At 41.0% G+C, this 25,582-nt stretch carries 18 protein-coding genes; 15 read left to right on the forward strand and 3 right to left on the reverse strand.

Features of this window, described 5'->3' with window-relative positions:
- The first annotated feature begins 18 nt into the window (after positions 1 to 18).
- From AMET_RS03405 to AMET_RS03455, 12 genes are all read left to right on the forward strand, one after another.
- Positions 19 to 2,334, forward strand: coding sequence for a xanthine dehydrogenase family protein molybdopterin-binding subunit (locus tag AMET_RS03405; RefSeq protein ID WP_011971816.1), 2,316 nt, complete (start codon positions 19 to 21; stop codon positions 2,332 to 2,334).
- 158 nt (positions 2,335 to 2,492) lie between these two features.
- Positions 2,493 to 3,734 (forward strand): uracil-xanthine permease family protein, encoded by a 1,242-nt coding sequence (locus tag AMET_RS03410; protein WP_011971817.1) that lies wholly within the window; start codon positions 2,493 to 2,495, stop codon positions 3,732 to 3,734.
- Positions 3,735 to 4,035: 301 nt separating this feature from the next.
- Positions 4,036 to 5,271, forward strand: coding sequence for a PucR family transcriptional regulator (locus AMET_RS03415; protein ID WP_011971818.1), 1,236 nt, complete (start codon positions 4,036 to 4,038; stop codon positions 5,269 to 5,271).
- Positions 5,272 to 5,453: 182 nt separating this feature from the next.
- Positions 5,454 to 6,404 (forward strand): DUF2877 domain-containing protein, encoded by a 951-nt coding sequence (locus AMET_RS03420; RefSeq protein ID WP_011971819.1) that lies wholly within the window; start codon positions 5,454 to 5,456, stop codon positions 6,402 to 6,404.
- Positions 6,395 to 7,972 carry an acyl-CoA synthetase FdrA gene (gene fdrA / locus AMET_RS03425; protein WP_012061955.1) on the forward strand — a complete coding sequence of 526 codons (1,578 nt, stop codon included), beginning with the start codon at positions 6,395 to 6,397 and terminating at the stop codon, positions 7,970 to 7,972. The genes AMET_RS03420 and fdrA overlap by 10 nt, the downstream gene beginning before the upstream one ends.
- Positions 7,965 to 8,135, forward strand: a complete 171-nt coding sequence (locus AMET_RS24785) for a hypothetical protein (protein ID WP_012061956.1) — start codon at positions 7,965 to 7,967, stop codon at positions 8,133 to 8,135. The genes fdrA and AMET_RS24785 overlap by 8 nt, the downstream gene beginning before the upstream one ends.
- A 50-nt stretch (positions 8,136 to 8,185) precedes the next feature.
- Entirely contained in the window at positions 8,186 to 9,463 is a 1,278-nt protein-coding gene (locus tag AMET_RS03430) for a YlbE family protein (RefSeq protein ID WP_012061957.1), read from the forward strand.
- A 25-nt stretch (positions 9,464 to 9,488) separates the two neighbouring features.
- Positions 9,489 to 10,292 (forward strand): cyclase family protein, encoded by an 804-nt coding sequence (locus tag AMET_RS03435; RefSeq protein ID WP_012061958.1) that lies wholly within the window; start codon positions 9,489 to 9,491, stop codon positions 10,290 to 10,292.
- Positions 10,259 to 11,182, forward strand: a complete 924-nt coding sequence (locus AMET_RS03440) for a carbon-nitrogen hydrolase family protein (RefSeq protein ID WP_242661382.1) — start codon at positions 10,259 to 10,261, stop codon at positions 11,180 to 11,182. The genes AMET_RS03435 and AMET_RS03440 overlap by 34 nt, the downstream gene beginning before the upstream one ends.
- A gap of 34 nt (positions 11,183 to 11,216) precedes the next feature.
- Positions 11,217 to 12,404 (forward strand): CaiB/BaiF CoA transferase family protein, encoded by a 1,188-nt coding sequence (locus AMET_RS03445; protein ID WP_012061960.1) that lies wholly within the window; start codon positions 11,217 to 11,219, stop codon positions 12,402 to 12,404.
- Between the two features lie 251 nt (positions 12,405 to 12,655).
- The gene (locus AMET_RS03450; protein ID WP_012061961.1) at positions 12,656 to 14,041 is read left to right on the forward strand and encodes a hypothetical protein; all 1,386 of its coding nucleotides are present in this window, start codon (positions 12,656 to 12,658) and stop codon (positions 14,039 to 14,041) included.
- 277 nt (positions 14,042 to 14,318) lie between these two features.
- Positions 14,319 to 16,010, forward strand: a complete 1,692-nt coding sequence (locus AMET_RS03455; protein WP_198135387.1) for a Na+/H+ antiporter NhaC family protein — start codon at positions 14,319 to 14,321, stop codon at positions 16,008 to 16,010.
- Positions 16,011 to 16,116: 106 nt separating this feature from the next.
- On the opposite strand, the gene AMET_RS24095 is transcribed toward AMET_RS03455, so the two are convergent.
- Both AMET_RS24095 and AMET_RS03465 read right to left on the reverse strand, forming a co-directional pair.
- Positions 16,117 to 16,740, reverse strand: coding sequence for a hypothetical protein (locus tag AMET_RS24095; protein ID WP_012061963.1), 624 nt, complete (start codon positions 16,738 to 16,740; stop codon positions 16,117 to 16,119).
- A 211-nt stretch (positions 16,741 to 16,951) separates the two neighbouring features.
- A complete protein-coding gene (locus AMET_RS03465) occupies positions 16,952 to 18,412 on the reverse strand; it encodes an SLC13 family permease (protein ID WP_012061964.1) in 1,461 nt (486 codons plus the stop codon).
- Positions 18,413 to 19,027: 615 nt separating this feature from the next.
- Between AMET_RS03465 and gabT the strand changes: the two genes are divergently transcribed.
- From gabT to AMET_RS03480, 3 genes are all read left to right on the forward strand, one after another.
- Positions 19,028 to 20,353, forward strand: a complete 1,326-nt coding sequence (gene gabT / locus AMET_RS03470) for a 4-aminobutyrate--2-oxoglutarate transaminase (RefSeq protein WP_012061965.1) — start codon at positions 19,028 to 19,030, stop codon at positions 20,351 to 20,353.
- A gap of 111 nt (positions 20,354 to 20,464) precedes the next feature.
- Positions 20,465 to 21,892 carry an APC family permease gene (locus AMET_RS03475; RefSeq protein ID WP_012061966.1) on the forward strand — a complete coding sequence of 476 codons (1,428 nt, stop codon included), beginning with the start codon at positions 20,465 to 20,467 and terminating at the stop codon, positions 21,890 to 21,892.
- A complete protein-coding gene (locus tag AMET_RS03480) occupies positions 21,889 to 23,580 on the forward strand; it encodes an aldehyde ferredoxin oxidoreductase C-terminal domain-containing protein (RefSeq protein WP_012061967.1) in 1,692 nt (563 codons plus the stop codon). The genes AMET_RS03475 and AMET_RS03480 overlap by 4 nt, the downstream gene beginning before the upstream one ends.
- A 42-nt stretch (positions 23,581 to 23,622) precedes the next feature.
- Here AMET_RS03480 and AMET_RS03485 read toward each other — a convergent pair whose 3' ends face one another.
- On the reverse strand, positions 23,623 to 25,365 hold the full coding sequence (locus AMET_RS03485; RefSeq protein WP_012061968.1) for a sigma-54 interaction domain-containing protein: 1,743 nt from the start codon (positions 25,363 to 25,365) through the stop codon (positions 23,623 to 23,625).
- Positions 25,366 to 25,582: the final 217 nt, after the last annotated feature.

The following is a 25,582-nucleotide window of genomic DNA, read 5'->3' on the forward strand; positions in this document are numbered from 1 at the left end:
GAAGGGAAAGGAGGGACCATGATGAAATATGTTGGAAAAAATGTGCCGCGAGTAGATGGTGTCAAGAAAGCAACTGGGGATTTGAAATATGTGGATGATATCAAAATGTCGAATATGTTGTATGCCGCTGTTAAGAGAAGTCGTTATCCCCATGCAAAAATTATCAATATTGATGTCAGTAAAGCAGAGGCACTACCCGGTGTAAAGGTAGTGACAACGGGAAAGGACTTTCCAAAACGTGTGGGACTATATTTAGCAGACAAAACATTTCTAGCGGTAGATCGTGTGAGATATCGTGGGGAGGCTGTGGCAGCTGTGGCGGCAGAGACTGAAAAAATTGCAAAGGAAGCCATAGAACTTATTGAAGTGGAATACGAGGTCCTGCCAACTGTCAGCTATGTATTAGATGCCATGAAGAAGGATGCACCTTTGATCCATCCAGAACTAGGAGAATACAAACATGTACCCATTTTTCGCACGATTCCCGGCACCAATATTAGTGAACATTTCAAATTGAGAAAGGGCAATGCGGCAGAGGCATTTGAAGCAGCAGATTTTGTCTTTAAAAATGAATTTTATGTGCCACATATTCAGCACTGTCCCATTGAAAATCATGTGGCCATTGCACAAATAGATCGATCTGGACATTTAACAGTCTGGGCAAGCTGCCAATCGCCCTATGCGGTAAGGATGGCCTTGGCCGATGCATTTGAAATTCCATTACATAAACTCAGGGTGATTTCACCAGCCGTAGGGGGAGGCTTTGGATCCAAGGCTGGAACGACCCTAGAGGGGATTATTATCCCATTAGCCATGAAGACCAAGGGGAGACCTGTGAAGCTAAGCTATTCCAGAGAAGATGAATTTAATAGCACCTATGTTAGGCAGGCCATGCATGCCAAATTCAAGACTGGTGTGAAAAAGGATGGTCAAATTGTAGCCATTGAAAATCAATTTGCCTGGGATGGCGGCGCCTATACTGAATATGGGGTGAACATCGCAAAATCTGCTGGATTTGCAGCAACTGGACCCTATGAAGTTCCTAATATTTCCTGTGATTCCTACGCTGTGTATACAAATAATCCAGTGGGGGGACCCTATCGAGGATTCGGCATGGCTGAAATCCATTTTGGTATTGAACAGAATATGGATTATATTGCCCATAGCCTAGGGATGGATCCAATTGAATTAAGAAAAAGGAACGCCCATAGACCAGGAGGAAAAACCGCCACCAATGCAGAGGTGGATGAGGCATGTGGATTAGTGGAATGTATTGACCGGGTGGTAAAGGATATGGAATATTACACACCATCAGAGCAACCGAAGGAATCCTATAAAGTACGGGCTAAGGGCTTGGCCTGTGGAATGAAGTCCCCTTCTATGCCAAACGACGCAGCTTCTTCTGCCATTGTAAGAATTAATGAAGACGGGACTGTCTATTTATCCGTCAGTGCACAGGACATAGGCCAGGGATCTGACACTGCTTTGACACAAATTGCAGCAGAGGTGCTGTCGATACCACCGGAAAAAATTGCGATTACAACTGGAGATACCGCCAATAATCCATATGAATGGCAAACCGTTGCCAGCCGGATTACGTACTCAGCGGGAAATGCCATTATTAAAGCCTGTGAGGATATAGAGGCCCAATTAATTCAACTGGCTAGTATCAAGCTGGGTATTTATCCACGGGATCTAAAGCTGGAGGATGAATGTGTGGTTTCAAGGATTTATCCAGAGCGAAAGATTCTGATTTCGCATCTGGCATTGGGATTAAAAATGCCAGACGGATCAGGAGTTCATGGACCCTTGATTGGGAGGGGATCCTTTGTTCCTGAAAACATCCGAAATTTTGATATGGAAACTGGTTTAGCCGATAATCCCGTGGTTTTTTGGACATATGGATGTTATGGGGTGGAAATTGAGGTGGATATAGAAACAGGAGAGATTAAGGTCTTACAGGTGGCAGCGTGCTTTGACGTAGGAAAGGCGATCAATCCTGATTTAGTCAAGGCACAAATTGAAGGTGCCATTGTACAGGGATTGGGTTCAGCACTTCTGGAAGAAATGCAATTACAAGAGGGTGAATTTTTAAATTCTTCCTTTATGGATTATAAAATTCCCACCTCAGGGGATATGCCTCAAATGAAGGTGAGTTTTATTGAAAACCCCCAAAGTGACGGACCCTTTGGTGCCAGAGGGATGGCAGAACCTGCCATGATACCGGCTGCACCAGCCATCGTCAATGCCTTCTACCATGCCACAGGGGTGAGGGTCAATGAAATTCCATTGACGCCAGAACGGGTGGTCAAAGCCCTAAAGGACTCCAAATGAGGGATCATGGTAAAATCGGAATAAGTTTTTATAAAATATGCAATAATAATTTCAACGAGTTTACCGATGTCTAAGGACATTTGAGATAAAAAAAGGGGGTGTGCCAGGGGATTTAGCTTAGTTTTCTAATTATCTAAGAGACGAAGGGAGGAGATTGTGTGTCGGATCAGGAAAAAAAGAAGGGTAAAAAGGATTTAAATGAATATTCAGCAGGGGAGGACTTATCATATCACTTTAATAAGGGGCAACAGGTATTACTAGGGTTACAGCATACTCTAGCCATGTTTGGAGCCTGTATATTGGTTCCTATTTTAACAGGACTGAGTATTTCTGTCACATTATTTTCAGTAGGTGTCGGAACGTTAATTTTCCATTACTTTACCAAGGGAAAAATTCCAGGGTTTTTAGGGTCTTCATTTGCATTTATATTACCACTGCAACTGGCAGCGGAACGAATGGACCTACAATATGCCCAGGGGGGAATTATTGGAGCAGGAATTGTCTACTTAATTGTTGGTTACTTGGTTCATATAATGGGACCTGAAAAAGTGTCCAGGGTCTTCCCTGCGGTGGTAACGGGACCGATTATCATGGTGATTGGACTGGGCTTGGCTCCGGTAGGAATCGGTATGTCCAGTGAGCATTGGCCCGTGGCATTGATCACCCTAGGCACAGCTATTGTCATTAATATTTGGGGACGAGGACTAATCAAGGTATTGCCCATTGTCATCGGACTTGCCGTTGGATATGTGGCATCCTTAGCCTTTGGCATAGTTGATTTCAGTACCGTTCAAGATGAAGCTCGGATATTAGCAATGCCAGGCTTTACCATGCCGAAGTTTAGTGTGGCAGCGATTCTACTGGTAACACCAGCGGCTATTGTATCGGTATTGGAGCATTTTGGAGATATTTTAGCAATTGGAAGTACCATCGGAAAAGATGTTAAAAAAGACCCAGGATTGCCTTCCACATTTTACGGTGGCGGTGTGGGAACCATCATTTCAGGATTTTTAGGGGGACCCTCCTTAACAACCTATGGAGAGAATATTGGTGTCCTGGCATTGACTAGGATTTACGCAACATTTGTGGTGAGCATGGGGGCTGTTTGGGCCATTGGTCTTGCCTTTATTCCAAAGGTAGAAGCCATCATTTTAACCATCCCTGTAGCTGTAATCGGTGGGATATCCGTATTACTCTACGGAATGATTGCTGGTATTGGTGTGAGAACAGTAGTAGAAAATAGAGTTAATTTTGTGAAGTCCAGAAACTTAATTGTAGCCAGTGTTATTTTAGTGCTAGGTGTTGGCGGGGCTTCCTTCAACGTGTTTGGCGTGGAGATGAGTGGTATGGTTGTGGCAGCACTTTCAGGGGTTGCTTTAAACTTAATCTTACCAGAATAGTGAAGTGAATTAAATCAGTAGTAGAAAAAGATAAAAAAGCAAAGTAAGACTGTTCAAAACCACTTAGATTCAAGGCGCAAGAAAGCCCGGCGACCCCAGCGTATATAATACGTAAGGGTGCAGGGCTTTTGAAGCAACGAAGAAGATAAGAGATTTTCAACAGTTTGAGCGACGTCACTTAGTGGTGTCGCTTTTTTAGTGGGAATATATCAGAGCTTCAAGCGATAAATATATAAAGAGAGAGGGGACAAGCAAGCTTAATAAAGTGAGCTGATGAATCTAAGGGATGAGGGGTGAACTAATGGAGGGATCATCGGGTATGACAGTGGAAGGATTATTGGGTTTGGAAGGAATGGCAGAAGCTAAAATACGAGCGGGTAGGGCTGGGGTACATAAAATGATTACTAAAATCAATGTGATGGAGGTTCCGGATATCATTGATTGGGTGGAGGAAGGAGAGTTTTTATTAACAACTGCGTACTCCATTAAGGATGATTTGCATAAGTTAAGGGATTTAATCTCTCAGCTCTCACAAAAAGGAATTGTGGGATTAGGAATTAAAACGAAGCGCTATATTGAATCAATTCCTGCGGATGTCATAGAAAGGGCCGAGGAATTGAATTTTCCCTTGATCGAAATCCCCTATGAAATTTCATATGCCACCATCATATCCAGGGGGTTAACAGAGATTATCAGCAATCAAAGAAATCTACTCCAACAAACAGAATTTTTTGAAGATCTCCTCTCCCGGGATTTGACCAAACATCAACGGGCTTTAGATCGAGGCACTTATTTTCAATTTGACAGTCAGCTCTCCTATACGGTGATTGTGATTAGCATCAATGAGAGGGCTGGATGCCATCAGTATAGCTTGGAGACCAGTAATGAACAGCATGGTATCAAACTGAAATTACTCAGGATTGTAAAAAATGTTGCGAAAAATCAAAAGAAAAAGGTGATCTGCGGCAATAAAAGAAATCAAATGGTTGTTTTATATGGGGCCAGTCCCAATACAGAGAGCATAATACAAAAAAATGAAGTGATGAATTATGCTGAAGAAGTCATGAAGCATGGTAAATTTGAAGCCATTGGATGTATTTCTATTGGAATCGGAAGAAACTATGATGTGACAAAGGAGATTTGGAAAAGTTATGAGGAGGCCAATAGAGCAGTAGAATGTGGAAGAGGAAGAGAATCTAGACAGGTGGTTCACTATGACGGATTAGGAATTTATCGAATTTTATCCTATGAAAACCTACATCCTGAGTTGATTCAGCTTTATCAGGAAGTATTAGAACCTCTTGTGAAATATGACGAAGATAAAGGAACAGAACTAGTGAAAACTGTTAAGATGTTTTTTAAATATAATGGTAATATCAAACGAATTTCCACAGAAATGTATACCCATTATAATACGATTGTCTATCGAATACAGCGCATTCAGGAAATTACACAAATGGACTTAGAGGATGATGATACACGATTAAATGTCCATCTTGCTTTGAAAATATTAGAAATGCAGTTGACACAGAAGTGAAAGCACATTGTCATATAATGCCCCAAGGGCAAGACTAGGCTAAAGGGAAAGAAGCGTAGTGTAAAAAACAAATATGCTTATGAATAATACACAAATGAGTGCAATGAAATTTAGGAAGTGTCCCTAATGAAAAAGCCATGTAGATCAGCTATCATTTAGGTAAAGAAAAGGGAATGAGATAGATGATTGCAGTAGAAATATGCCAGGAGATGAAAAAATCAATCGAATTAAGAAAGCTTAGGAAAGGTAGCATTCATTCGATTTTTCACCATGGGTTAAATGTGATCACACCCCTACAAGAGGTGATCACATTATTGAGTCATACCCAAGGAATGACTCCCTTGGCCTTAAAGATAAAAGGGAATAGACCATTTACCAGTATCGGTTTTAAAAGAGGTATGGCAGTCGATTTTGATAATGAAAAGCTTGTCTTTTACGATTTACAGCTTACCATCTTGATTAAAGGGGTTGCGGAGTGGAATCCCGCTCCTTGTTTTACCAATGAAGGGGATTCTTTAGCCAATGTGATGGAGAAACAAAGGTGGATTAAAAGCTATATTGATGGTAGAGAGAATGAAGAGGGAATGAGGGGAATCATTCTTGAAATGAGAAGATATATAGCAGGGGAGAAACTAAATCCTCAACTCAATGACTCCCAAGAGTTTATTTTCAAACGATTAATGCCCTTTCTTGAGGCAGTACAAGAAAGAAAGATCACAGAGTTGTCCAGATGTACTAAAAAGATAGTGGGATTTGGGCCGGGATTAACACCAGCTGTGGATGACTTTATTTCTGGAATCATGCTCACATTAATCTATTTACATCACTATTTAAATAAGGATTTACAGGAAGCCTATCAGATAAATGCAGAAGTGATAAAGGGGGTCCTTGGAAGAACAACTGTTGTCAGTGAGAAAATGCTAAAATTATCTGCAAAGGGGCAGACATCAGAAAGTGTGAGACAATTGATGGTTGCCTACCTATCAAAGGATGAGCATGAAATGTTCCACCATTGCATTGAAGAGGTCATGAGCTTGGGGAGTACATCCGGGACGGATTTCCTCTGTGGAATTGAGATAGCAAGTCAAATGATGCTGATGACAAAGGGAGGAGAAGAGGAATCGTGGAATTAAAATATGCTATTCGAAAAAATACATACTATGATTCAGTGACGTTAATGTTGATTACAAAGGAAGTTAAAAAGCTGCCAGGGATTCAAGAGGTGCTGGTGGGAATGGGCACTGAGCTCAATAAAGAGCTGGCAAGTCATTTGAGTCTTTCTAATAAAGAAATTCAAGGATTAAATCCTAATGATTTTTTTGTGACAGCCCTGGCATCAAGTGACCTGAGTATGGAGGCAGTTTTGAAGGAAGTTGACACCCTGCTAACAAAAAAGAAAACACAGGGGGATGGTGATTATAGGCCCCCTACCCTGGGAGCTGCTTTGAAATATCAACTAGATGCGAATTTAGTACTGGTTTCGATACCGGGGGAATATGCCTTCGATGAAGTGGAGAAGGCCTTACACCAGGACATTCATGTGATGCTTTTTAGTGACCAGATGTCCATGGCCGATGAAAGGAGGCTTAAGGAGATTGCTAAAGAAAGACAACTGCTAATGATGGGTCCAGACTGTGGTACTGCAATCATTAACCAAGTGCCATTAGCCTTTGCCAATGTGGTTAGAAAAGGAAATATTGGTATTGTCGGGGCCTCGGGAACGGGAATACAGGAGGTATCAATACTCATCCATAGGCTAGGAGAAGGTGTTTCTCAGGTGATTGGAACAGGAGGACGGGATTTAAAGAAAGAAATTGGTGGCATCATGATGCAGCAAGGCATTGAGGCATTACAAAATGATCCTGAGACCGGGGTCATTGTTCTGATTTCAAAGCCCCCAGATGAAGAAGTGGCAGAAAGGGTGTTGGCCCTGATAGCCCATAGTGAAAAACCAGTGGTTGTGAATTTTATCGGAGGACATTTAAATTTGATTGAAAAATATGGGCGAACCCCCTGCACAACATTAGAGGATGCTGCCCAGAAGGCAGTGGCGCTATTGAAAGGGCAGGCGCCAAGAGATTTTAACGGGTTTACTTTATCCCAAGAGAGAGTGAGCAAAATGGTATGTAATGAAGTCAAGGTATTTCATCATCAGCAAAGCTATATACGAGGCCTATACACTGGAGGAACCCTAGCAAATGAGACCATAAAGCTACTTAGTGAAGAATTAGGAGGCATTTATTCCAATAGTCCCTTGAGGCCGGAATATCAGCTTCTAAATGTTGAAGAGAGTTTTCAACACACCTGTTTAGATTTAGGGGAGGATGGGTTTACCAGGGGCAAACCTCATCCCATGATTGATCCATCTACTCGTCTTCAACGATTTGTAAAGGAAGCAAACGATGAGGAAGTGGCCATGATTTTAATGGATTTTGTATTGGGCTATGGATCCCATGAAGATCCCGTAGGAGAAATGCTACCAGTGATTATTGAAGAAAAAAGAAGACTCAATCAAAGGGGAAGGCATCTCTGTGTGATTGCAAGCATTTGTGGAACAGAGGAGGATCCCCAGGACTTAAAAAAATCTCAGCAACGATTAGAGGAGGCTGGAGTCCTGGTGATGCCCTCCAATGCACAGGCAGCAAGATTAGCATCATTGATCATGAAGAATCAGAACCTCAGGAGGGAAAATCATGTCTAACATTAACAAACTTTTCAAAAAGCAGTTAAAAGTCATTAACATAGGATTGGAATCCTTCCATCAGGATCTAAAAAAACAAGGGGTTCAGTCCATACATGTGGATTGGAGACCTACCGCTGGAGGCAATAAAAAGATGGTGGGTCTATTGGCAAGGCTCAAATAGATCATAGGGTTTGTACATTTTTATAGAAATGGGACATATCTTTAAAAGGGGTGAAGAAGTTGATTGCAGAAAAAATTGCGCAGGCCAATGAAGAGGCCATCAAAAGAATTTTAGCTGCACAGCCCACCTTGGTGGGAATCGGAACAGCGGAAGAAGACATTCCTGGTATGGCGAAAAAAACGATCTTACATGCGGGGCCTCCCGTGGCTTGGCATGACATGACGGGGCCTTTGCGGGGAGCCATTATTGGGGGGATTATCTACGAAGGACTGGCTTCCAATGAAGATGAGGCCATTTCATTGGCAAAATCTGGGGAGATTATTTTTGATGCCTGCCATCATCACCATGCCGTAGGACCCATGGCGGGTGTCATAACAGCTTCCATGCCTGTGTGGATTATTGAAAACAAATCACTTGGCAATAAGGCTTACTGTACTTTAAATGAGGGATTAGGAAAAGTGCTTCGATATGGGGCCTATGGTGTAGATGTGATTGAGCGATTAAATTGGATTGAAAAGACACTGGCCCCGCTACTAAAGGAAGCAATGGCCTTATCCGGGCCTATTGACTTAAAGACCATGATTGCACAGGTGGTACAAATGGGTGATGAAGGTCATAATCGGAATAAGGCCGGCACCTCCCTATTGATTAGGGAATTAGCGCCCTTTATCGTGCAAACTGAATTCAGCAAGGAAGAACAAGTAGATGTATTGAAATTCATCCATAGTAATGATCACTTTTTCTTAAATCTTACCATGCCTGCTTGTAAATGCACCATGGATACCATCGAAAACATTCCCTACTGCACCCTTGTCTATACCATGGCTAGAAATGGGACTGAATTTGGTATCAGAGTGGCGGGCTTAGGGCGGAAGTGGTTTAGTGCACCTGCGGAAATTGTAGAGGGGTTATACTTTCCAGGATTTAGTAAAGAGGATGCCAATCCTGATATTGGAGATAGTGTCATTACTGAAACTACTGGGATTGGGGGATTTGCCATGGCAGCAGCCATTCCAATTGTCCAATTTGTGGGAGGAACCCCAGAGGATGCCTTGAACTTTACAAAAAGTATGTACGAGATTACAGTGGCAGAAAACAATACATACAAAATACCTGTGTTGAATTTCAGAGGAACACCAACGGGAATTGATATTCAAAAAGTAATTGAAACAAGTATTCTACCTATTATTAACACAGGCATTGCCCATAAGGATCCAGGGGTAGGGCAAGTAGGGGCAGGGTTAGTACGACCGCCGATGAAATGCTTTGAAGATGCACTGGAGGCCTTTGTGAAAATGCTAGAGGAAGTTGGAGAACTAGAGTCGTGAACTAAAAATACAAGGGGGATTGACTATGAATATTTTAGATTTATGGAAAGATGTTAAAACCTATGACTTGACACAAAATTTAAGCCACTTGACACCACCTTGGCCAACATATGAGCCATTACAAATTAAATTTTTTAAAAGGTTGTCACCTCATGGTGCCAATGGACAGTTGATTACTACCTCAAACCATGTGGGTACCCATTTAGATGGACCATTACATTTTGACACAGCGGGAAGAGACATTGCATCATTGCCCCTAGATAAGTTAGTTGGGCCTGGGGTTGTGGTTGATTTATCTGATATTGCTGAGGATTATGGTATTTATACACCAAAGGATATTACAGACCGTGTTGAGGTGAAAAAGGGTGACATTCTGATCATTAATACAGGATACCATAAATATGGATGGGATCAGCCTGAGGCCGATGAGCGAAGATATATGCTCAGACATCCAGGACCCTCCATGGATTTTATTGATTGGATTAAGGAAATGGAAATTAAGTGGATCGGCGTAGACTGTGGATCTGCTGATCATCCCATGAATACAAAAATTCGTGAATGGGAGCCAGGGGAAGCCCTACAGGCGGATGCCTATCTGCAAGAAAAATATGGAAAGGCATTAGAGGAAATCTACTCATGGCCACAAACCTATCAGGCAATGCACACAAAGGTATTTCCAAAGCCCTATGAAATTATTCATGCTGAAAATGTAGGGGGACAGCTCAATGAAGTGCTTAACAGACGTCTCATTATCGGATGCTTCCCATGGAAATTTGTAGGGGGCGAATCCAGTATTTGTCGGATTTTGGCCTTCGATACGGAGTCGTAATGAAGGAGCATATTGCAGCCTGCGTTCAAATTGCCATTAAACCCAATGAAATTCAACGGAACATAGAAAAAGCAGCCTATTGGCTTGAGAGAGCTGCTAAAGAATATGAGGCGGAGTTGGTTGTCTTTCCAGAGAGTATTACCACAGGATTTTCACCTAATATGACTGTGGATGCGTTTTATGAAATTCTAGAGCCAATACCTGGGAGGCATACAAGGGACATCCAAAAACTAGCCAAGGAGTTAGGTACACATGTGGTCTTTCCTCTTTATGAAAGAGGAAAAAATAAGCGAGAGGTCTTTAACAGCTCTTTGATGATCGATGATCGGGGAGAAATCATCGGTAAATACCGCAAAACCCATCCCTTTCCAACGGAAAGAAAAGAGGGTGGTGGGTGGACTACACCAGGAAATGAAACTGTGGTGGTGGATACAAAACTTGGTAAAATTGGAATGATAATCTGCTACGATGGGGACTTTCCAGAGCTCAGTAGGGTATTAGCATTAAAGGGAGCTGAGATCATTACAAGACCCTCGGCTTTATTGAGAAGCTTTGAAATATGGGAGATGACCAATAAGGCAAGGGCCTATGACAATCATGTCTATGTTTTAGGGGTCAATGCAATTGGCCCCGATGCTGCTGAGAACTATTACTTTGGACATAGTATGATTGTGAGTCCCATTGCACAAACATTGGCCCAAGCAAGGGGAACTGAAGAGATTATTGCCGCTAAGCTTGATCCAGATCCCATTAAGTATGTAAGCTATGGCACACGCTCCCCCATGATATTTGATCACCTAGAGGACCGAAATGTTAAAGTTTATAGTGAAATATTACAGTCGGGGAAAAGTACATTTGAACCAACACGCCGAATTCCTTATCATAAATGAGAAGTAGAAACCATAATTGAGAGGAGGGTTGTTCATGAGAATGGCTTTAGAAAATATTAAAGTTCTTGATTTAACAAGGGTATTGGCAGGTCCCTATGCCACAATGGTTTTAGCTGATTTAGGAGCGGACATTATAAAAATAGAAATGCCAGAAATCGGAGATGATTCAAGACAATTTGGGCCCCATGTTGAAGGAGAAAGTGCCTACTTCATGAGCCTTAATCGGAACAAACGTAGCATGACCTTAAATCTAAAGACAGCAAAGGGCAGAGAGATATTATTACAGATGATTAAGGAAGTGGATGTCGTTGTGGAAAATTTTAGACCCGGTACCATGGAGAAACTTGGCCTAGGATATGAAGTGTTAAGAGACGTGAATCCAAAACTTGTGTATGCTGTTGCATCGGGATTTGGACATACAGGACCCTATCGTAAACGAGCCGCCTATGATGCCATAGTACAGGCAATGGGAGGACTTATGAGTATTACAGGACATCCAGGGAGAGAACCCACAAGGGTAGGGACTTCCATAGGAGATATTACTGCAGGGCTGTTTACAGCTATTGGAATCTTAACAGCATTAATGAATCGAAATGAAAGTGGAATGGGGCAAAAAGTAGATGTGGCCATGTTGGATTGTCAGGTGGCTATTTTAGAAAATGCCATTGCTAGACACGTGGTCACTGGAGAAATACCAGGCTTAGGAGGAAATCGTCACCCTGCCATCGTTCCCTTTGAAACATTTCAGACATCCGATGGAGAAATTATGATTGCTGCAGGTAATGATATACTTTGGGCAAAGCTCTGCATTGCCATGGAACAACCACGATTAATAGCTGATGAACGATTTAAAACAAATCCCCTAAGAAACCAATATTACGAGGAATTAAAACCTGTAATCAATGGGGTGATCCAGCTGAAGACAACAAAACAATGGCAGGAGATATTGGATGATGCAGGCGTACCCAATGGACCGATTAACCGGATTGATGAAGTGTTAGCAGATCCCCAAGTACAGGCCAGGGAAATGATAGTAGAGGTGGCACATCCTGTGGCAGGGAAATTAAAAATGCCTGGAATCCCCATTAAGCTCAGCGATACAGCAGGCCAAATCAGAAGACCATCTCCGATGCTAGGTCAGCATACAGAAGAAATATTAAAGGAATTATTGAAATATGATGAAGCACAAATCGAAGATCTTAAAGAGCAATCAATATTCTAAGAAGAAGTTGGGTCGTTACAAGGAAAAAGCATCAATCTTTGGTTGATGTTTTTTCTCTGTCTTTGTCTAGATGATGATATATTATGGTACATCATGGATTATAGAGGAAACAGGCGCATCTTTAGGGAGACCAAGGGAAAAATGATCTTTTAAAAGCCTAGGGTTGAAAATCAAGGGAGAGAATGAAGTAGGTAGCTTGTAAAAAACATAGTATTTCGATAAACTAAATAAAAAGAAGTGAGGGGGGGAGATTGTTTATCGATAATGTGATTTCACGACAAAAGGAAAAAGTAAGATCAAGAGAACAACAAGCAGAAATAGAAATATCAATGATGGAGCAGCTTAGGTTCTTTTTGCCCCTGGGGCTGATGCAAATGTTTATTAGCTTCACCCACTCATTGTTTAATGCAGCCTGTGCAAAGCTGCCTAATCCAGAAATTTATCTTTCGGCCTTTGCCATTGGGAAAAATGTCCTATTGTTAATTCAAAATCCTGTCTCAATGATTAAACAAACCGTAACGGCTTTGGTGGATGATGAAGCAAGCTATCTTAAAATAAGGAAATTTTTCTTAATGGCCACCACTGTCATTGTTTTATTTTTTGCTCTTTTTACCCTCTTAGGTGGGGCTCAGTGGATGCTAGCAAATGTCATGGGGATCAAAGGCCAAGTCCTAAAAGAGGCAGTAACAATACTCAAGGTATTTATTATTTTTCCTGTGGTGGTAGGGCTTCGGAATTTTGTCCAGGGTACCTCCATCAAATTCAGGATGACACCGGTGATCACATTAGCCGCCTTTATCAGGGTGATTTATGTGGCATTGCTCTTATTATTCATAGATAAATTACTTTGGATTCCTGGAGGAATATTAATAGCAGGACTATTTTTATCCTCCATCATTGTAGAAACCTTGGTGGTCTGTATCATCATGAAGATCATGGTTAAAAATCCAGCTAAAGAGTTTGAACAGATGAAACTTAATCAGATGCTCGATGGAGAAGAACGGGGAGTCATCAGTACCAGATTAATTATGAGTTTTTTTATTCCCCTGTCGGTCACTGCATTGATAAGAACCCTAGCACTTCCCATTATTGATGGGGGATTGGCCCGGACGGTAGCTCCTGAGGTAGCCATTTCATCCTTTGCTGTGGCATGGGGGCTGGGAATTATTATTTCTGGTACCTTGATGATGTTCCACCAAGTCCCGCTTAACTTTATCAAAAGTGAGGGGCATCGTGGGCAAATTCGTTCTGTAAAAAGATTTGCAGTTTATGTGGCCATGGTATTATCAATAGTAATAGGGATTATCGCATTTACCCCCCTGGGTGTTTATATCACACATGAACTCATTGGTGCCACAGAGGAGATTACGTTCTTAGCAGTGGATGCATTGAAAATTATGACGTTGCTTCCCCTGGTGATGACTGCCCGTCAGTATTATTGGGGTATTCTCATGAGGCAGAAGAGAACAAAGATCATTGGAAAGGGTAAAATCGTTAATGTGATTTCATTGACCACTGCAGTGATAATAGGCGCTTTAATCAACCCTGTTAACCCTGCCATCATTGGGATGATCGGCATGGTTGCAGCTGAATTCTTAGAAAGCTTATATTTATGCTATCAAACAGAAGGAAAATAAACGATTAATGAAAGCTTTCCTTACAGTTAACTAATGTTTAGTTGGTTATCTGTATGACAAAGATGACATGAGTGAGAAAAGCAAAGATACAGTGGATATTGAAATCCATCGTATCTTTTTTTCATTTATTCTAGCCCTTTACGTTAAAAAAACAAGCACTTATTGATTAAAACTGAATATACTAAAAGTGAGCCCTATTATACATAAATGGAGGTGATAAGGATAGGAAAGTCATAGGAGGTAGGGTATGAAATTCAGTATATGAGGAGGGAATCCAGTGAGATTGGACAAGATGCAATTGAAGGGAAAATGGAAGATCATTGGTATCATTGTTTTTGTATTATTACTGACGACCATCGTGACGGCTTCACCGGGAGGGGAAGCAAGAACTCACTATGGTATGCTTTCACTATTGCCACCAATAGTTGCCATTCTGCTGGCAATTATGACTAAGGAAGTGATTCCATCTCTTTTTATTGGCTTATGGGTAGCTGGAACCATGTTGGCCAGTGGTAATCCTATAGTTGGATTTGGTAAAAGCGTGGAAACATTATGGGAAAACCTGGGAGATCCCTGGAGTGCCAGGATCGTTTTAACCAGTTTAACCATGGGAGGATTAGTAGGAGTGATGCGTGTTGGTGGCGGCATCGATGCCGTGGTGCAATGGATTACCTCTAGAATCAAAACTGTGAAGGGTGCCATGATAGCTACACAGCTTGCTGGATTTATTATTTTCTTTGAGGATTATGTGAACACCCTTGTGGTGGGTACAACGATGGGTCCGATCAATGATAAACACAAGATTTCTAAAGAGAAGTTTTCATATATCGTGGACTCTACGGCAGCGCCTATTGCCTGTATTGCAGGGATATCTTCCTGGATTGCCTATATGGTAGGTCAAATTGGATCGCAATTTACCCAGCTGGACATATCCTATTCACCCTATCTAGCTTATTTTAGATCTATCCCATTTATTATATACAACATCATTGCATTGGTATTATTAACCTATGTCATTCTTTCGCAACGGGATATGGGACCTATGCTAGCGGCTGAAAGAAGGGCTAGAAGTACAGGTAAACTATTGCGGGATGGGGCGCAGCCATTGATTAATATGAATAAAGATGAACTTAAACCCGAGGAGAATTGTCCAAAAAGGTTGATTAACTTTATTCTGCCATTGGCATCATTAATCGGTTTGATTCTTGTACTAATGCTGACAACTGGAGGATGGCCTAAGGAATCATTTGCCACAGCCATGGGGGAATCTAGTAGCTCAGTGGCGTTGGTATGGGGTTCCTTTGGGGCCCTAGTGATTACAATTCTTTTTTATTGGGCCCAAGGAGTGGCACCTTTGAAAAGGCTTTTTTCAGGATATATTCAAGGGATGCAATCAATTTTTGTTGGGACATTGATTTTGATATTTGCTTGGGGGATTGGAGCAGCCATTAAACAGGTAGGAACGGCTGCATTTATCGTTGGTGCCACTGAGGGAATTTTATCACCTCAATTCATTCCAATTATCACATTTATAGCAGGAGCTTTGATTTCCTTCTCCACAGGAACTTCCTATGGAACCATGGCGGTATTGATGCCGATTGTTGCACCCTTGGTGCATGGAACCTCTATTTCAGCAGGAATGGATCCAATGACATTTATGATTCCAACCATTGGAGCTGTTTTTGCTGGGGCAGTATTTGGAGATCACTGTAGTCCTATTTCAGATACCACCATTATGTCCTCCATGTTTACAGGAGCCGACCATATTGACCATGTAAACAGCCAGGCACCCTATGCATTGTTAGCAGCAGTAGGGGCATTAGGAGGCTATATTGGTGTTGCCATTGGGCTTCCAGCAGTGGTTAATTTAATCATTGCAGCAGGGATCACATTGGGACTCTTTAGGGTATTGTCAAAGCCAATCATGGAACATGGGCAGGAACAGTTAAAAAGTAATATAAACAGCTAACAAATCTAAAGAGATTTAAAAAATTGAAAAACCAAGGAAATGGCAACTAGGAAATGACCTAGCTGCCATTTTTAATGCATAAAAAATAATCATAAACTAAACTAGATTATTCGTTTTTTTGAGATATAGAAATCAAGACATACAGTAGAACCTCCACTATCATATCAAATCTATGGGCCAATTTTTGATAATCTGCATTTGTAGTAGTGGAATAATACATGGCAGGTTCCTCATGAATTACCTTAGATTGATTGTGATGAAGCTGGGGACTTTCCTGAAGCTTGTCTATCAACTGCGCCTGATGATAACGCTTCATTATTGTGTGACGACAGCTTAGGCAGTGGATTTTGTGGTAATTTAAGTGGATAACAGGCTTTACGTTATCGATTTTTTTAACTTGAAAATAATTAACATAGCCATAGGCTGGGTCCCTCCGAATCCGTGGGATTCTGGTTTTTACAGGAAAAAGCAATAAATTTTTTGCTAAGGGTAATGGAACATAATACGTACAATTTAATCGTTTTTGCTGTTGCGTTCTCAATGATTTAAGGTCAATGGCATAATAACGAGCAATTGAATTTAAAACGGTGTCGATGGACTGTTTGAGTAATAATTCTTGTTGATTACTAAAAATCACCTTGGTACAATTACCGGAATGAAGTTCGTAAACCGGCAACAGGCAAGCAATTTCATGCTGGTTTTTTAAATAGTGATAGATTGATGATGCCAAAGAATCACACCTCCTTTTGTAATTTTGTAATTTAGTGGCACAATATGAAAATTCTATGCAATCATTATAACATAAATCAGAACATATGTTCTTAATATTTTTTAAAAATATTTGGTTGGTTCCTTAAATGAAAAAATAATTGAAAATAACGCAATAAAAATAAAGGAAACCCCTTTTGTAATGGGGTTTCCTTTATTTTTTGTTAAAACACCTAAAAAATAAAAGGTAAAACAAATCCAGATAAAACACCCTGAATCACGATGGAAAAGATAATCATGATTGCGCCGGCCTTAAACATATCTAAGGTCTTAAAGTATCCGGATCCATAGGCCACAGCATTGGGAGCAGCATTAGCAGGGAGTAGGAAGGCGAAGGAACTAGCAAGTCCTGCGGCCACTGCAAAGGCAATGGGATCCCATCCAAAGTTTAAAGCCAGGACGATGGCAATGGGAACGAAGGTAGTGGCTGTACCAGAAAGACTACAAAAGACTGTAATTCCTAAGCCTGTTGCCGCAGTAATAACTGCCATGGCAAGGCCTTCGGGCATCTGGCCCAGGCTTGAAGAGAGTAATCCTGCGATCCAATCTATGGTACCCGTAGCCTTTAATCCTGCCCCCATAGAGAGGCCGCCTCCAACAAGAAAGAGAACCTCCCATCCGATGAGTCCCTGTGCATGCTTCCAAGTCATAAATCCAATCTTTGGCGTCACAAGGATGATGGTTAGGAAGACCGCAACAATATAGATCCAATCCTTGGGAAGGGGAATAAAAGAGTCAAGTAGCCATAGGAATATGGCTGATGAAAATAAAATCATCACCTTCTTCTCTGTATTCTTTAGGGGCCCCATATCCTTCAGCTGTTTTTTCACTGCATCCAATCCACCTTCAACCACTTTAATCTCCAAGGGATAAACCTTCAATAAGACTAACCAGCTTACTGGAAGTAAAACAATGACCAAGGGCAGTGCCCGAACCATCCAGTCTAAAAAGGAAAGCTGAATTCCTGCTAGACTATGGAGTAAGGCAATGGCAATAGGATTGGCAGGGGTACCTGTTGGGGTACCCATCCCGCCAATATTGGCGGAAAAAGCAATGCCAATAAACAAAGCCTTTCCTAAATTACTTTTTAATGGTTTTGCTCCGGCCATGGTTAAAATCCCCGCAGCAATGGGGACCATAATAGCTGTTGTTGCGGTGTTGGACATCCACATAGATAAAAAGGCCGTCACAAACATGATTCCTAGCATTAAGCGACTTGTCTTTTCTCCCATCTTAGAAATGATGGTTAAACTTAATCTCTTATCCATACCAGAGCTTACCAATGCCCCTGCTAAAAGATAGCCAACAAGTACAACAGCATTTACGGGATGGGCAATTAAAGCTAAGCCGTTTGTAAGAGGGGTAATACCATAAAGTGCCTGCAAGAGGATAATCACAAGAGCGGTGACGCCAATGGGAATCGCTTCTGTCATCCAGAGGATGGCAGCGGCCAAAGCAATAAAGAGCATCCTTAATCCCTGGGACTCGAGCCCCTCTGGGGGTGTGATAAAAGAAGATAAAAAGACACCAACCATGATTACGATAAAAATGATCAACTTTTTTGTTTCTTCCGTTAAATGTCTTTGCTTAGATTTTTGTCGTATATCTGCTCTATTGATTTCTTTTGATAACATAAGAATCCTCCATTCATTTTAAGAGAGTCATCGTTCATATAAACTGATTATGCAAAAATAATGCCAGATGACATTTGGAAAAAGAAAAGACTTTGTTAAAAGCTGTACTCGTTGAAATGTAGCTGGTGGATAGTCAATTAAGCTCTGATTGTGTAAAAAGGAAGAAAGGATAGATCTGGTAGATTATACAGATGAAAAATTCCAACTGTTTGAATTGAATTTCTAGAATTCTAAAATTTTAGAAATTATTTTCGGATAAAAACTAAGAAATTCTAAGAGAAGGGACTGTATGTCCCTTTGTGTACATAGAAACTAAATTAATGGAAAACAACCTACTATAAGGGAAAAACAATTGAAAGAGAGGCATGAAGAGATGAATTATATCACTACATAAATATCTTGGCATCCTTCTTGCTTCTGTGGAGGTTAAGATGAAATTGAAATCTAAATGCAAAATAGAATAATCCATGTACAGGTTGAATAGGGATGATTATTATACAGGCAAAGAAAAAATAACAAGATGGTTAAGAAGAGAGGCTCAATGGAGAAGTAAGGTCTAGAACTAGCACATTAAGATATTAATCAATAATCATTAAAATCAAAGGGGGAAATGAAATGAGTGGACTAATTAAACCGGGGGCAAAGTCTCAAGAATTAATGGCATTGAGGGAAAAGTATGTGGCAAGGGGACCATATAACGTCACACCTCTTTTTGCCGAAAGTGCTAAGGGAGCTAGACTTAATGATGTAGATGGAAATGAATTAATTGATTTTGCTGGTGGCATTGGGGTTATAAACGTAGGACATTGTCCAGAGAAACTGGTTAATGCCCTAAAGGATCAATTAGATAAATTTATTCATACCTGCTTCCATGTGGCACCCTATGAGTCCTACATAAGATTGGCAGAAAAGCTAGCACAATTAACACCAGGGGAAGCACCCCAAAAGGTGATGCTAGCCAATAGTGGGGCTGAGGCAGTAGAAAATGCTGTCAAAATCGCACGTAAGTATACAGGAAAACAAGGTATTATCTCTTTTGATAGTGCATTCCACGGAAGAACCCTCATGACCATGTCCTTAACCAGTAAGGTAAGACCTTACAAGCATGGGTTTGGTCCCTTTGCACCAGAAACCTATAAGGTGCCCTATGCCAACTGTTATCGATGTCCTTACAACACAAGCTATCCTGAATGTGGATTTGCCTGTGTTGAAAGTATTGAAAAGTTCTTTGCCAGTGAAGTTGATCCTGATAATGTGGCAGGGATTATTGCGGAGCCGGTACAGGGAGAAGGCGGATTTGTGATACCTCCAATGGATTATTTTAAAGAAATTAAAGGGCTTTGTGATAAACATGGCATCCTATTGATTGCAGATGAAATTCAAACTGGTTTTGGGAGAACAGGAAAGCTTTTTGCAATGGAGCATTTTGATGTCAAGCCTGACCTGACCACCATGTCCAAATCCATGGCAGCAGGAATTCCATTAAGTGGTGTGGTGGGTAAAGCAGAGATCATGGACGCACCAGGAGCCGGTGAAATAGGTGGAACCTTCGCAGGAACGCCTTTAGGCTGTGTGGCATCACTAAAGGTATTGGAAATCATTGAGGAAGAGAATCTTCTGGAAAGAGCAACTTATATTGGCGGAATGATAGAGAAACGATTTGAAGAAATGAAGGAAAGGTATGACATCATAGGTGATGTTCGGTGCCTTGGAGCAATGTGTGCCATGGAATTAGTTAAGGATAGAGTCACAAAGGAGCCGGCTAAAGAAGCTACGGGTCAAGTTGTGACAAAGTGCTGGCAAAATGGAGTCATTGCCTTGGGAGCTGGAGTGCTTGGGAATGTCGTTCGAATTTTACCACCATTAGTCATCAGTGAAGAAGACCTGCATCGTGGACTAGATATTATGGATCGTGTCATTGGAGAGGTCAACAAAGGATAACATAGGTAGAGAGCTAAAAGCCAGGGGAGGCTTTTATCTCTCTGTAATTATCGGAATAGTGAGATAAATAAAAGAAATTTTTGTAAGACTAATAATTAAAGGAGGTAGGGTATGGGACAACAAGATTTTTCAAAGTCACTTTCTAAAAAAGATGTTATTGCATTGGCTTTTGGTGCTATGATTGGTTGGGGATGGGTTGTGTTAGCAGGACAATGGATACAAGCAGCAGGATCATTGGGGGCGATGCTAGCCTTTATGCTAGGGGGAGTTATGGTTGTTTTCGTAGGGTTGGTTTATTCGGAATTGACTTGCGCTATGCCTCAAGTGGGGGGAGAACACGTCTTTGCTTTTAGAGGGATTGGTACAGGAGCATCCTTTATTGCCACATGGGCAATTATTTTGGGATATGTGTCGGTTGTGGCCTTTGAGGCCGTAGCACTGCCGACTGTTATCGAATATTTAGTTCCCAATTACAAGATGGGATATTTATGGACCATAAGTGGTTATGATGTTTACCTGACATGGGTTCTTGTGGGGATGATGGGAACGATTTTTGTTGGATATATTAACTATTTAGGGGTTCAACCTGTGGCCTTTATGCAATCGGTTTTTACAGCTCTGATTGCCATTGTAGGGATCCTTTTCATGGGTGGCGCCTTATTTAATGGATCGACAGAATTAATGGACCCTCTGTTTATCGATGGATCTAAAGGAATTTTTGCAGTATTGGTGATGACACCCTTAATGTTTGTGGGATTTAATGTCATTCCCCAAGCGGTAGAAGAAATCAATTTACCCTATAATGAAATTGGTAAAGTATTAATTCTATCCGTAGTGATGGCAGTGGCTTGGTATGTGCTCATTATTTGGGGAGTGGGAAGAAGTTTAACCCCAGCACAAATGGCCAACTCCACCCTGTCAACTGCCGATGCCATGACAGCAGTTTTTAGAACTGATTGGGGAGGAAAAATATTAGTTTTGGGAGGAATCGGTGGCATTCTCACAAGCTGGAACGCCTTTTATGTAGGGGGAAGCAGAGCGATCTATGCCATGGCTAAATCAAAAATGTTACCGGGATTTTTAGGGCAGCTACATCCTAAGTACAAAACTCCAACCAATGCCATTATACTAATTGGAATTGTTTCTTGTTTCGCACCTTTGTTAGGTCGGCCGATGTTAGTATGGTTGGTGGATGCAGGTGGATTGGCAATTGTGGTAGCTTATTTACTGGTGTCCATCGCCTTTGTTTCATTAAGAAAAAATGAACCAGATATGCCACGGCCCTTTAAAGTAAATAGCGGCATGTTTGTAGGATATACATCTATTGTACTTAGCATTGGTTTCCTTATTTTATTTTTACCAGGAATGCCTGCAGCTTTAGTTTGGCCATATGAATGGATCATGGTAGGTGGATGGGCGGCGCTAGGCGCAATATTCTATTATAAAGCAAAGAAGGATTACGGTCAGGATGCTGCCCATAAATATATGACCAATAGCTTGGATACACTGATTGGCAAAAAGGGGGAAAGTAAAATATGAAAATCCTAAGAATTAATATGACTGCCCTAGAGTATATACCACAGGAAGTCCCTTTAGAATATATAAACCTAGGGGGACGGGGGTTGACCTCTAAGCTTTTATCAGAGGAAGTAGATCCAAAATCCTTTGCCTTAGGCAGGGATAACAAAATTATCATTGCCCCTGGACTATTAAGTGGCAGCATGGCACCTTGTAGTGGCAGGGTATCGGTAGGAGCAAAAAGTCCATTGACCGGGGGCATTAAGGAAAGTAATGCAGGGGGAACCATTAGTCAATATCTGGCAGGTCATGACATTAAGGCCTTGGTGATAGAAGGTCAACCCAGTGGAAAAAATTGGTGGGTTTTAGTGATTAATGGGGATGAAGTGAAGTTTGAAGTCAGAGGGGATTTACAGGGATTAGGAAACTATGAAACCATGAATCGATTAAAGCAGGAATATGACTCTGATTGTGGGATTATGTCTATTGGACCGGCGGGAGAGCAAGGCTGTACCATTGCAAGCTTAGCTGCAACAGATTTAGAGGGTAGACCTACACGTCACGCTGCTCGGGGAGGGCTGGGAGCCGTTCTGGGAAGTAAAGGAATCAAAGCCATCGTTATTGAAAAGCCTGAGAAGATGAATAAAAAAGGTGTTCATCAAGAAGCATTTAGGGAAACTGCAAAGGAACTAGCCAAAAGCCTAGTCAGTGGAAAGGCTGCTTTAACAAAATATGGCACTGCGGTATTGGTCAATGCAATCAATGAAGTGGGAGGACTGCCTACTAATAATTATAGGACTGGATACAACCAAGAGGCAGGACAAATTAGTGGAGAGACACTACATGAATTATGCCAGGAAAGAGGAGGAACCACTGGACATCCATGTCATAGAGGTTGTGCAATCCGCTGCTCCAATGTTTTCCATGATGCCCAAGGAGAATATGTCACAGCTGGATTAGAATATGAAACCATTGCATTACTAGGATCTAATTGTGGTGTCAATAATCTAGATGAAATTGCTTCCTTAGATTATATTTGTGACGATCTTGGATTGGATACCATGGACATGGGTGGTGCATTAGGTGTGGCCATGGAAGCTGGTGTGTTAGAATTTGGAGATTATGAGGCAATGAAAAAGTCCATCTTAAGCATTGTTACTGGAGGAGACACCCTAGGTAAAATACTAGGACACGGTGCTGCATTAACCGGAAGGGTTTTAGGGGTTGAAAGGGTGCCAGTAGTGAAGGGACAGACAATGGCAGCCTATGATCCGAGAACACTGAAGGGAACGGGAGTCACCTATGCGACAACACCCATGGGAGCAGATCATACAGCTGGCAATGCACTTCCTGGAAGAGGTGGAATCGACTGTAAGGACCCACAGGGACAGACGGAATTATCTAAAAAACTACAAATTATTTCAATGGTATGTGACATATTAGGGGTTTGTATTTTTGTCGGTCCCGTGGAGGAAAACATGGCTACATTCGCTTCCTTAACGTCTAGCTTCACAGGAAAGGAAATCTCTGTAGGCGGCCTGCTAGAAGAGGGTCGTAAAATATTGAGGACAGAGGTAGCCTTTAATGAAAAGGCGGGATTAGGTAAGGAAACAAATGATTTGCCAGGGTATTTTAGAACAGAGGCCTTGCCAAACAATGGATTAACCTTTGATGTTTCTTCTCATGAACTCAATGAGTTTAAATATTAGAATCATGTAAAGCATAATTAATTATGAAAACGCTTCAGATCATCATCTGAAGCGTTTTTTATTGATACCATATTGGTTTATTTTATTATAGAGTGTTGCCAAGGAGATCCCAAGCAGTTGAGCAACTTTTTTCTTTCCCTGGACCGTTGCCCCATATTCCAATAGACCCTTAGAAATTTTATCCTTTTCTAATTCGCTTTGAGATTCTCTTAGGGGAGTGATGAAAGACCGTGGCTCATGGGGGGGCTGAGGAGGAACAGCATGATCCAAGATGCGCTCTTTGATTTTTTTGGGTAGACAATCAATTGTGATCACATCTTCATCGATCATAGTAGCAGCAAAAACCAATACATTTTGAAGCTCTCTTATATTACCAGGCCAATGATAGTGCTTTAAAGATGTCACAGTTTCGGGTGTAATGATCAAACGCTTATGTAAACTTGCACTTAATCCCACAAGAAGGGCTTCAACTAAATAAGGTATTTCTTCCTTCCGATCCCGCAGAGGCGGAAGGCGGATTGGTATGATATTCAATCGGAAATATAAGTCAGAACGAAACTCATTTTTTCTGATTTTTTCTTCTAGATCAACATTAGTTGCAGCGATGACACGAACATTTACTTTTATTGTGGTGGATCCCCCAACTCGAGTGATTGCACCATTTTCAAGGGCCCGAAGTAATTTAGATTGTAGATCTAAATCCATATCACCAATTTCATCAAGAAAAAGGGTTCCCTTATTAGCTAATTCAAATAACCCGATTTTCCCACCCTTAGAGGCACCGGTAAAGGCACCGTCTTCATAGCCAAAAAGCTCACTCAAAATCAAAGTAGGAGAAATGGACGCACAGTTGATGGCCACAAAGGGGTGGTTTTTACGATAGCTGTAGTTATGGATGGCTTGTGAAAATATATCCTTCCCAGTGCCACTTTCTCCTCGGATGAGTATGTTAGTATCACTATTGGCAACCTTTTTACCTAGGGTAATGCAGCTTTTCATGGCAGGACTTTTAGCGATAATGTCATCGAAGGTTTTAGCTGCTTTGTGATGAGAGGCCACACTACTTTTCAATTTAGAAAATTGTGTTTTCCACTGGTTTACCTTTTTTGTAAGATGTTGTATTTCAGTGATATCTTTGGCTAACACAACACCTCCTAAAATTTTTCCACCTACAGAAACAGGATAAAGATCCACAAAATATTCTCTGTCCCCTTCCTGACGATAAATATTTTTCATGGCAACCCCTGTATTAACCGCATGAGAAATTTGAGCACCCTTTCTTACGGAATTTACTTTTTTTCCTTCGATTCCATTGGGTGAGACACCAGTTAAATGGGTATAAGCTTTATTAATTTTCTTAACAATGGAATCATGGTCACAAATTAAGACTGCATCGGATATGGAATTAATAAAGTAATCAAAAAAGGGTGTGGTAATTAAACTAAGAAAGTCATTGCTTCCTGAAGTGTTAATAAATCCAGCAATTTCAAAACCATCATTTAACACAATTGTATAGGGACTCAAGTGGTGACCCGATGAGTTAGAAATATTGCTTTCAAAGACAGTTGGGAAATTCTGATTTATCACCAGTTCCACCTCTAGATTTAATGGAATACCTTGGGTAATAATCTTGATAAGGGAGTTTTGGTCAAAGACGCCCATGTAACGATTCTTTGAATCAACCACAGGAAAAAAGGGAAGGTTTCCTTTGTTTAATAATTCCACACCTTTGTGAATTGTACTTTTTGAGCTAAAAACAAATTCATGAAAAGGATGTACGAGCATTTCAAAACCCCCATATTGATAGAATCCCATGATAAATGATAATAGATGCTTGTACTATTATCCTATTCTCTTTTTTCTGAATTATACCGTAAAATAAGTTGAATTTAGTGTGTTTTCAGATAACCTTTTAGTCAGAATTGGATTAGATAAAAATGATATTAACAGAAGGAATCATTAAAAAAAGATATTAAGTAGATCTTAAATTTATTAAGAATAA

Source organism: Alkaliphilus metalliredigens QYMF (assembly GCF_000016985.1).
Lineage (GTDB): Bacteria > Bacillota > Clostridia > Peptostreptococcales > Natronincolaceae > Alkaliphilus_A > Alkaliphilus_A metalliredigens.

Coding starts and splice junctions, on each gene's coding strand:
- AMET_RS03415 (WP_011971818.1), top strand. CDS start 4,036: ATGGAGGGATCATCGGGTATGACAGTGGAAGGATTATTGGGTTTGGAA.
- AMET_RS03420 (WP_011971819.1), top strand. CDS start 5,454: ATGATTGCAGTAGAAATATGCCAGGAGATGAAAAAATCAATCGAATTA.
- AMET_RS03465 (WP_012061964.1), bottom strand. CDS start 18,412: ATGTTATCAAAAGAAATCAATAGAGCAGATATACGACAAAAATCTAAG.
- AMET_RS03405 (WP_011971816.1), top strand. CDS start 19: ATGATGAAATATGTTGGAAAAAATGTGCCGCGAGTAGATGGTGTCAAG.
- AMET_RS03475 (WP_012061966.1), top strand. CDS start 20,465: ATGGGACAACAAGATTTTTCAAAGTCACTTTCTAAAAAAGATGTTATT.
- AMET_RS03445 (WP_012061960.1), top strand. CDS start 11,217: ATGAGAATGGCTTTAGAAAATATTAAAGTTCTTGATTTAACAAGGGTA.
- AMET_RS03435 (WP_012061958.1), top strand. CDS start 9,489: ATGAATATTTTAGATTTATGGAAAGATGTTAAAACCTATGACTTGACA.
- AMET_RS03485 (WP_012061968.1), bottom strand. CDS start 25,365: ATGCTCGTACATCCTTTTCATGAATTTGTTTTTAGCTCAAAAAGTACA.
- gabT (WP_012061965.1), top strand. CDS start 19,028: ATGAGTGGACTAATTAAACCGGGGGCAAAGTCTCAAGAATTAATGGCA.
- AMET_RS03480 (WP_012061967.1), top strand. CDS start 21,889: ATGAAAATCCTAAGAATTAATATGACTGCCCTAGAGTATATACCACAG.
- AMET_RS24785 (WP_012061956.1), top strand. CDS start 7,965: ATGTCTAACATTAACAAACTTTTCAAAAAGCAGTTAAAAGTCATTAAC.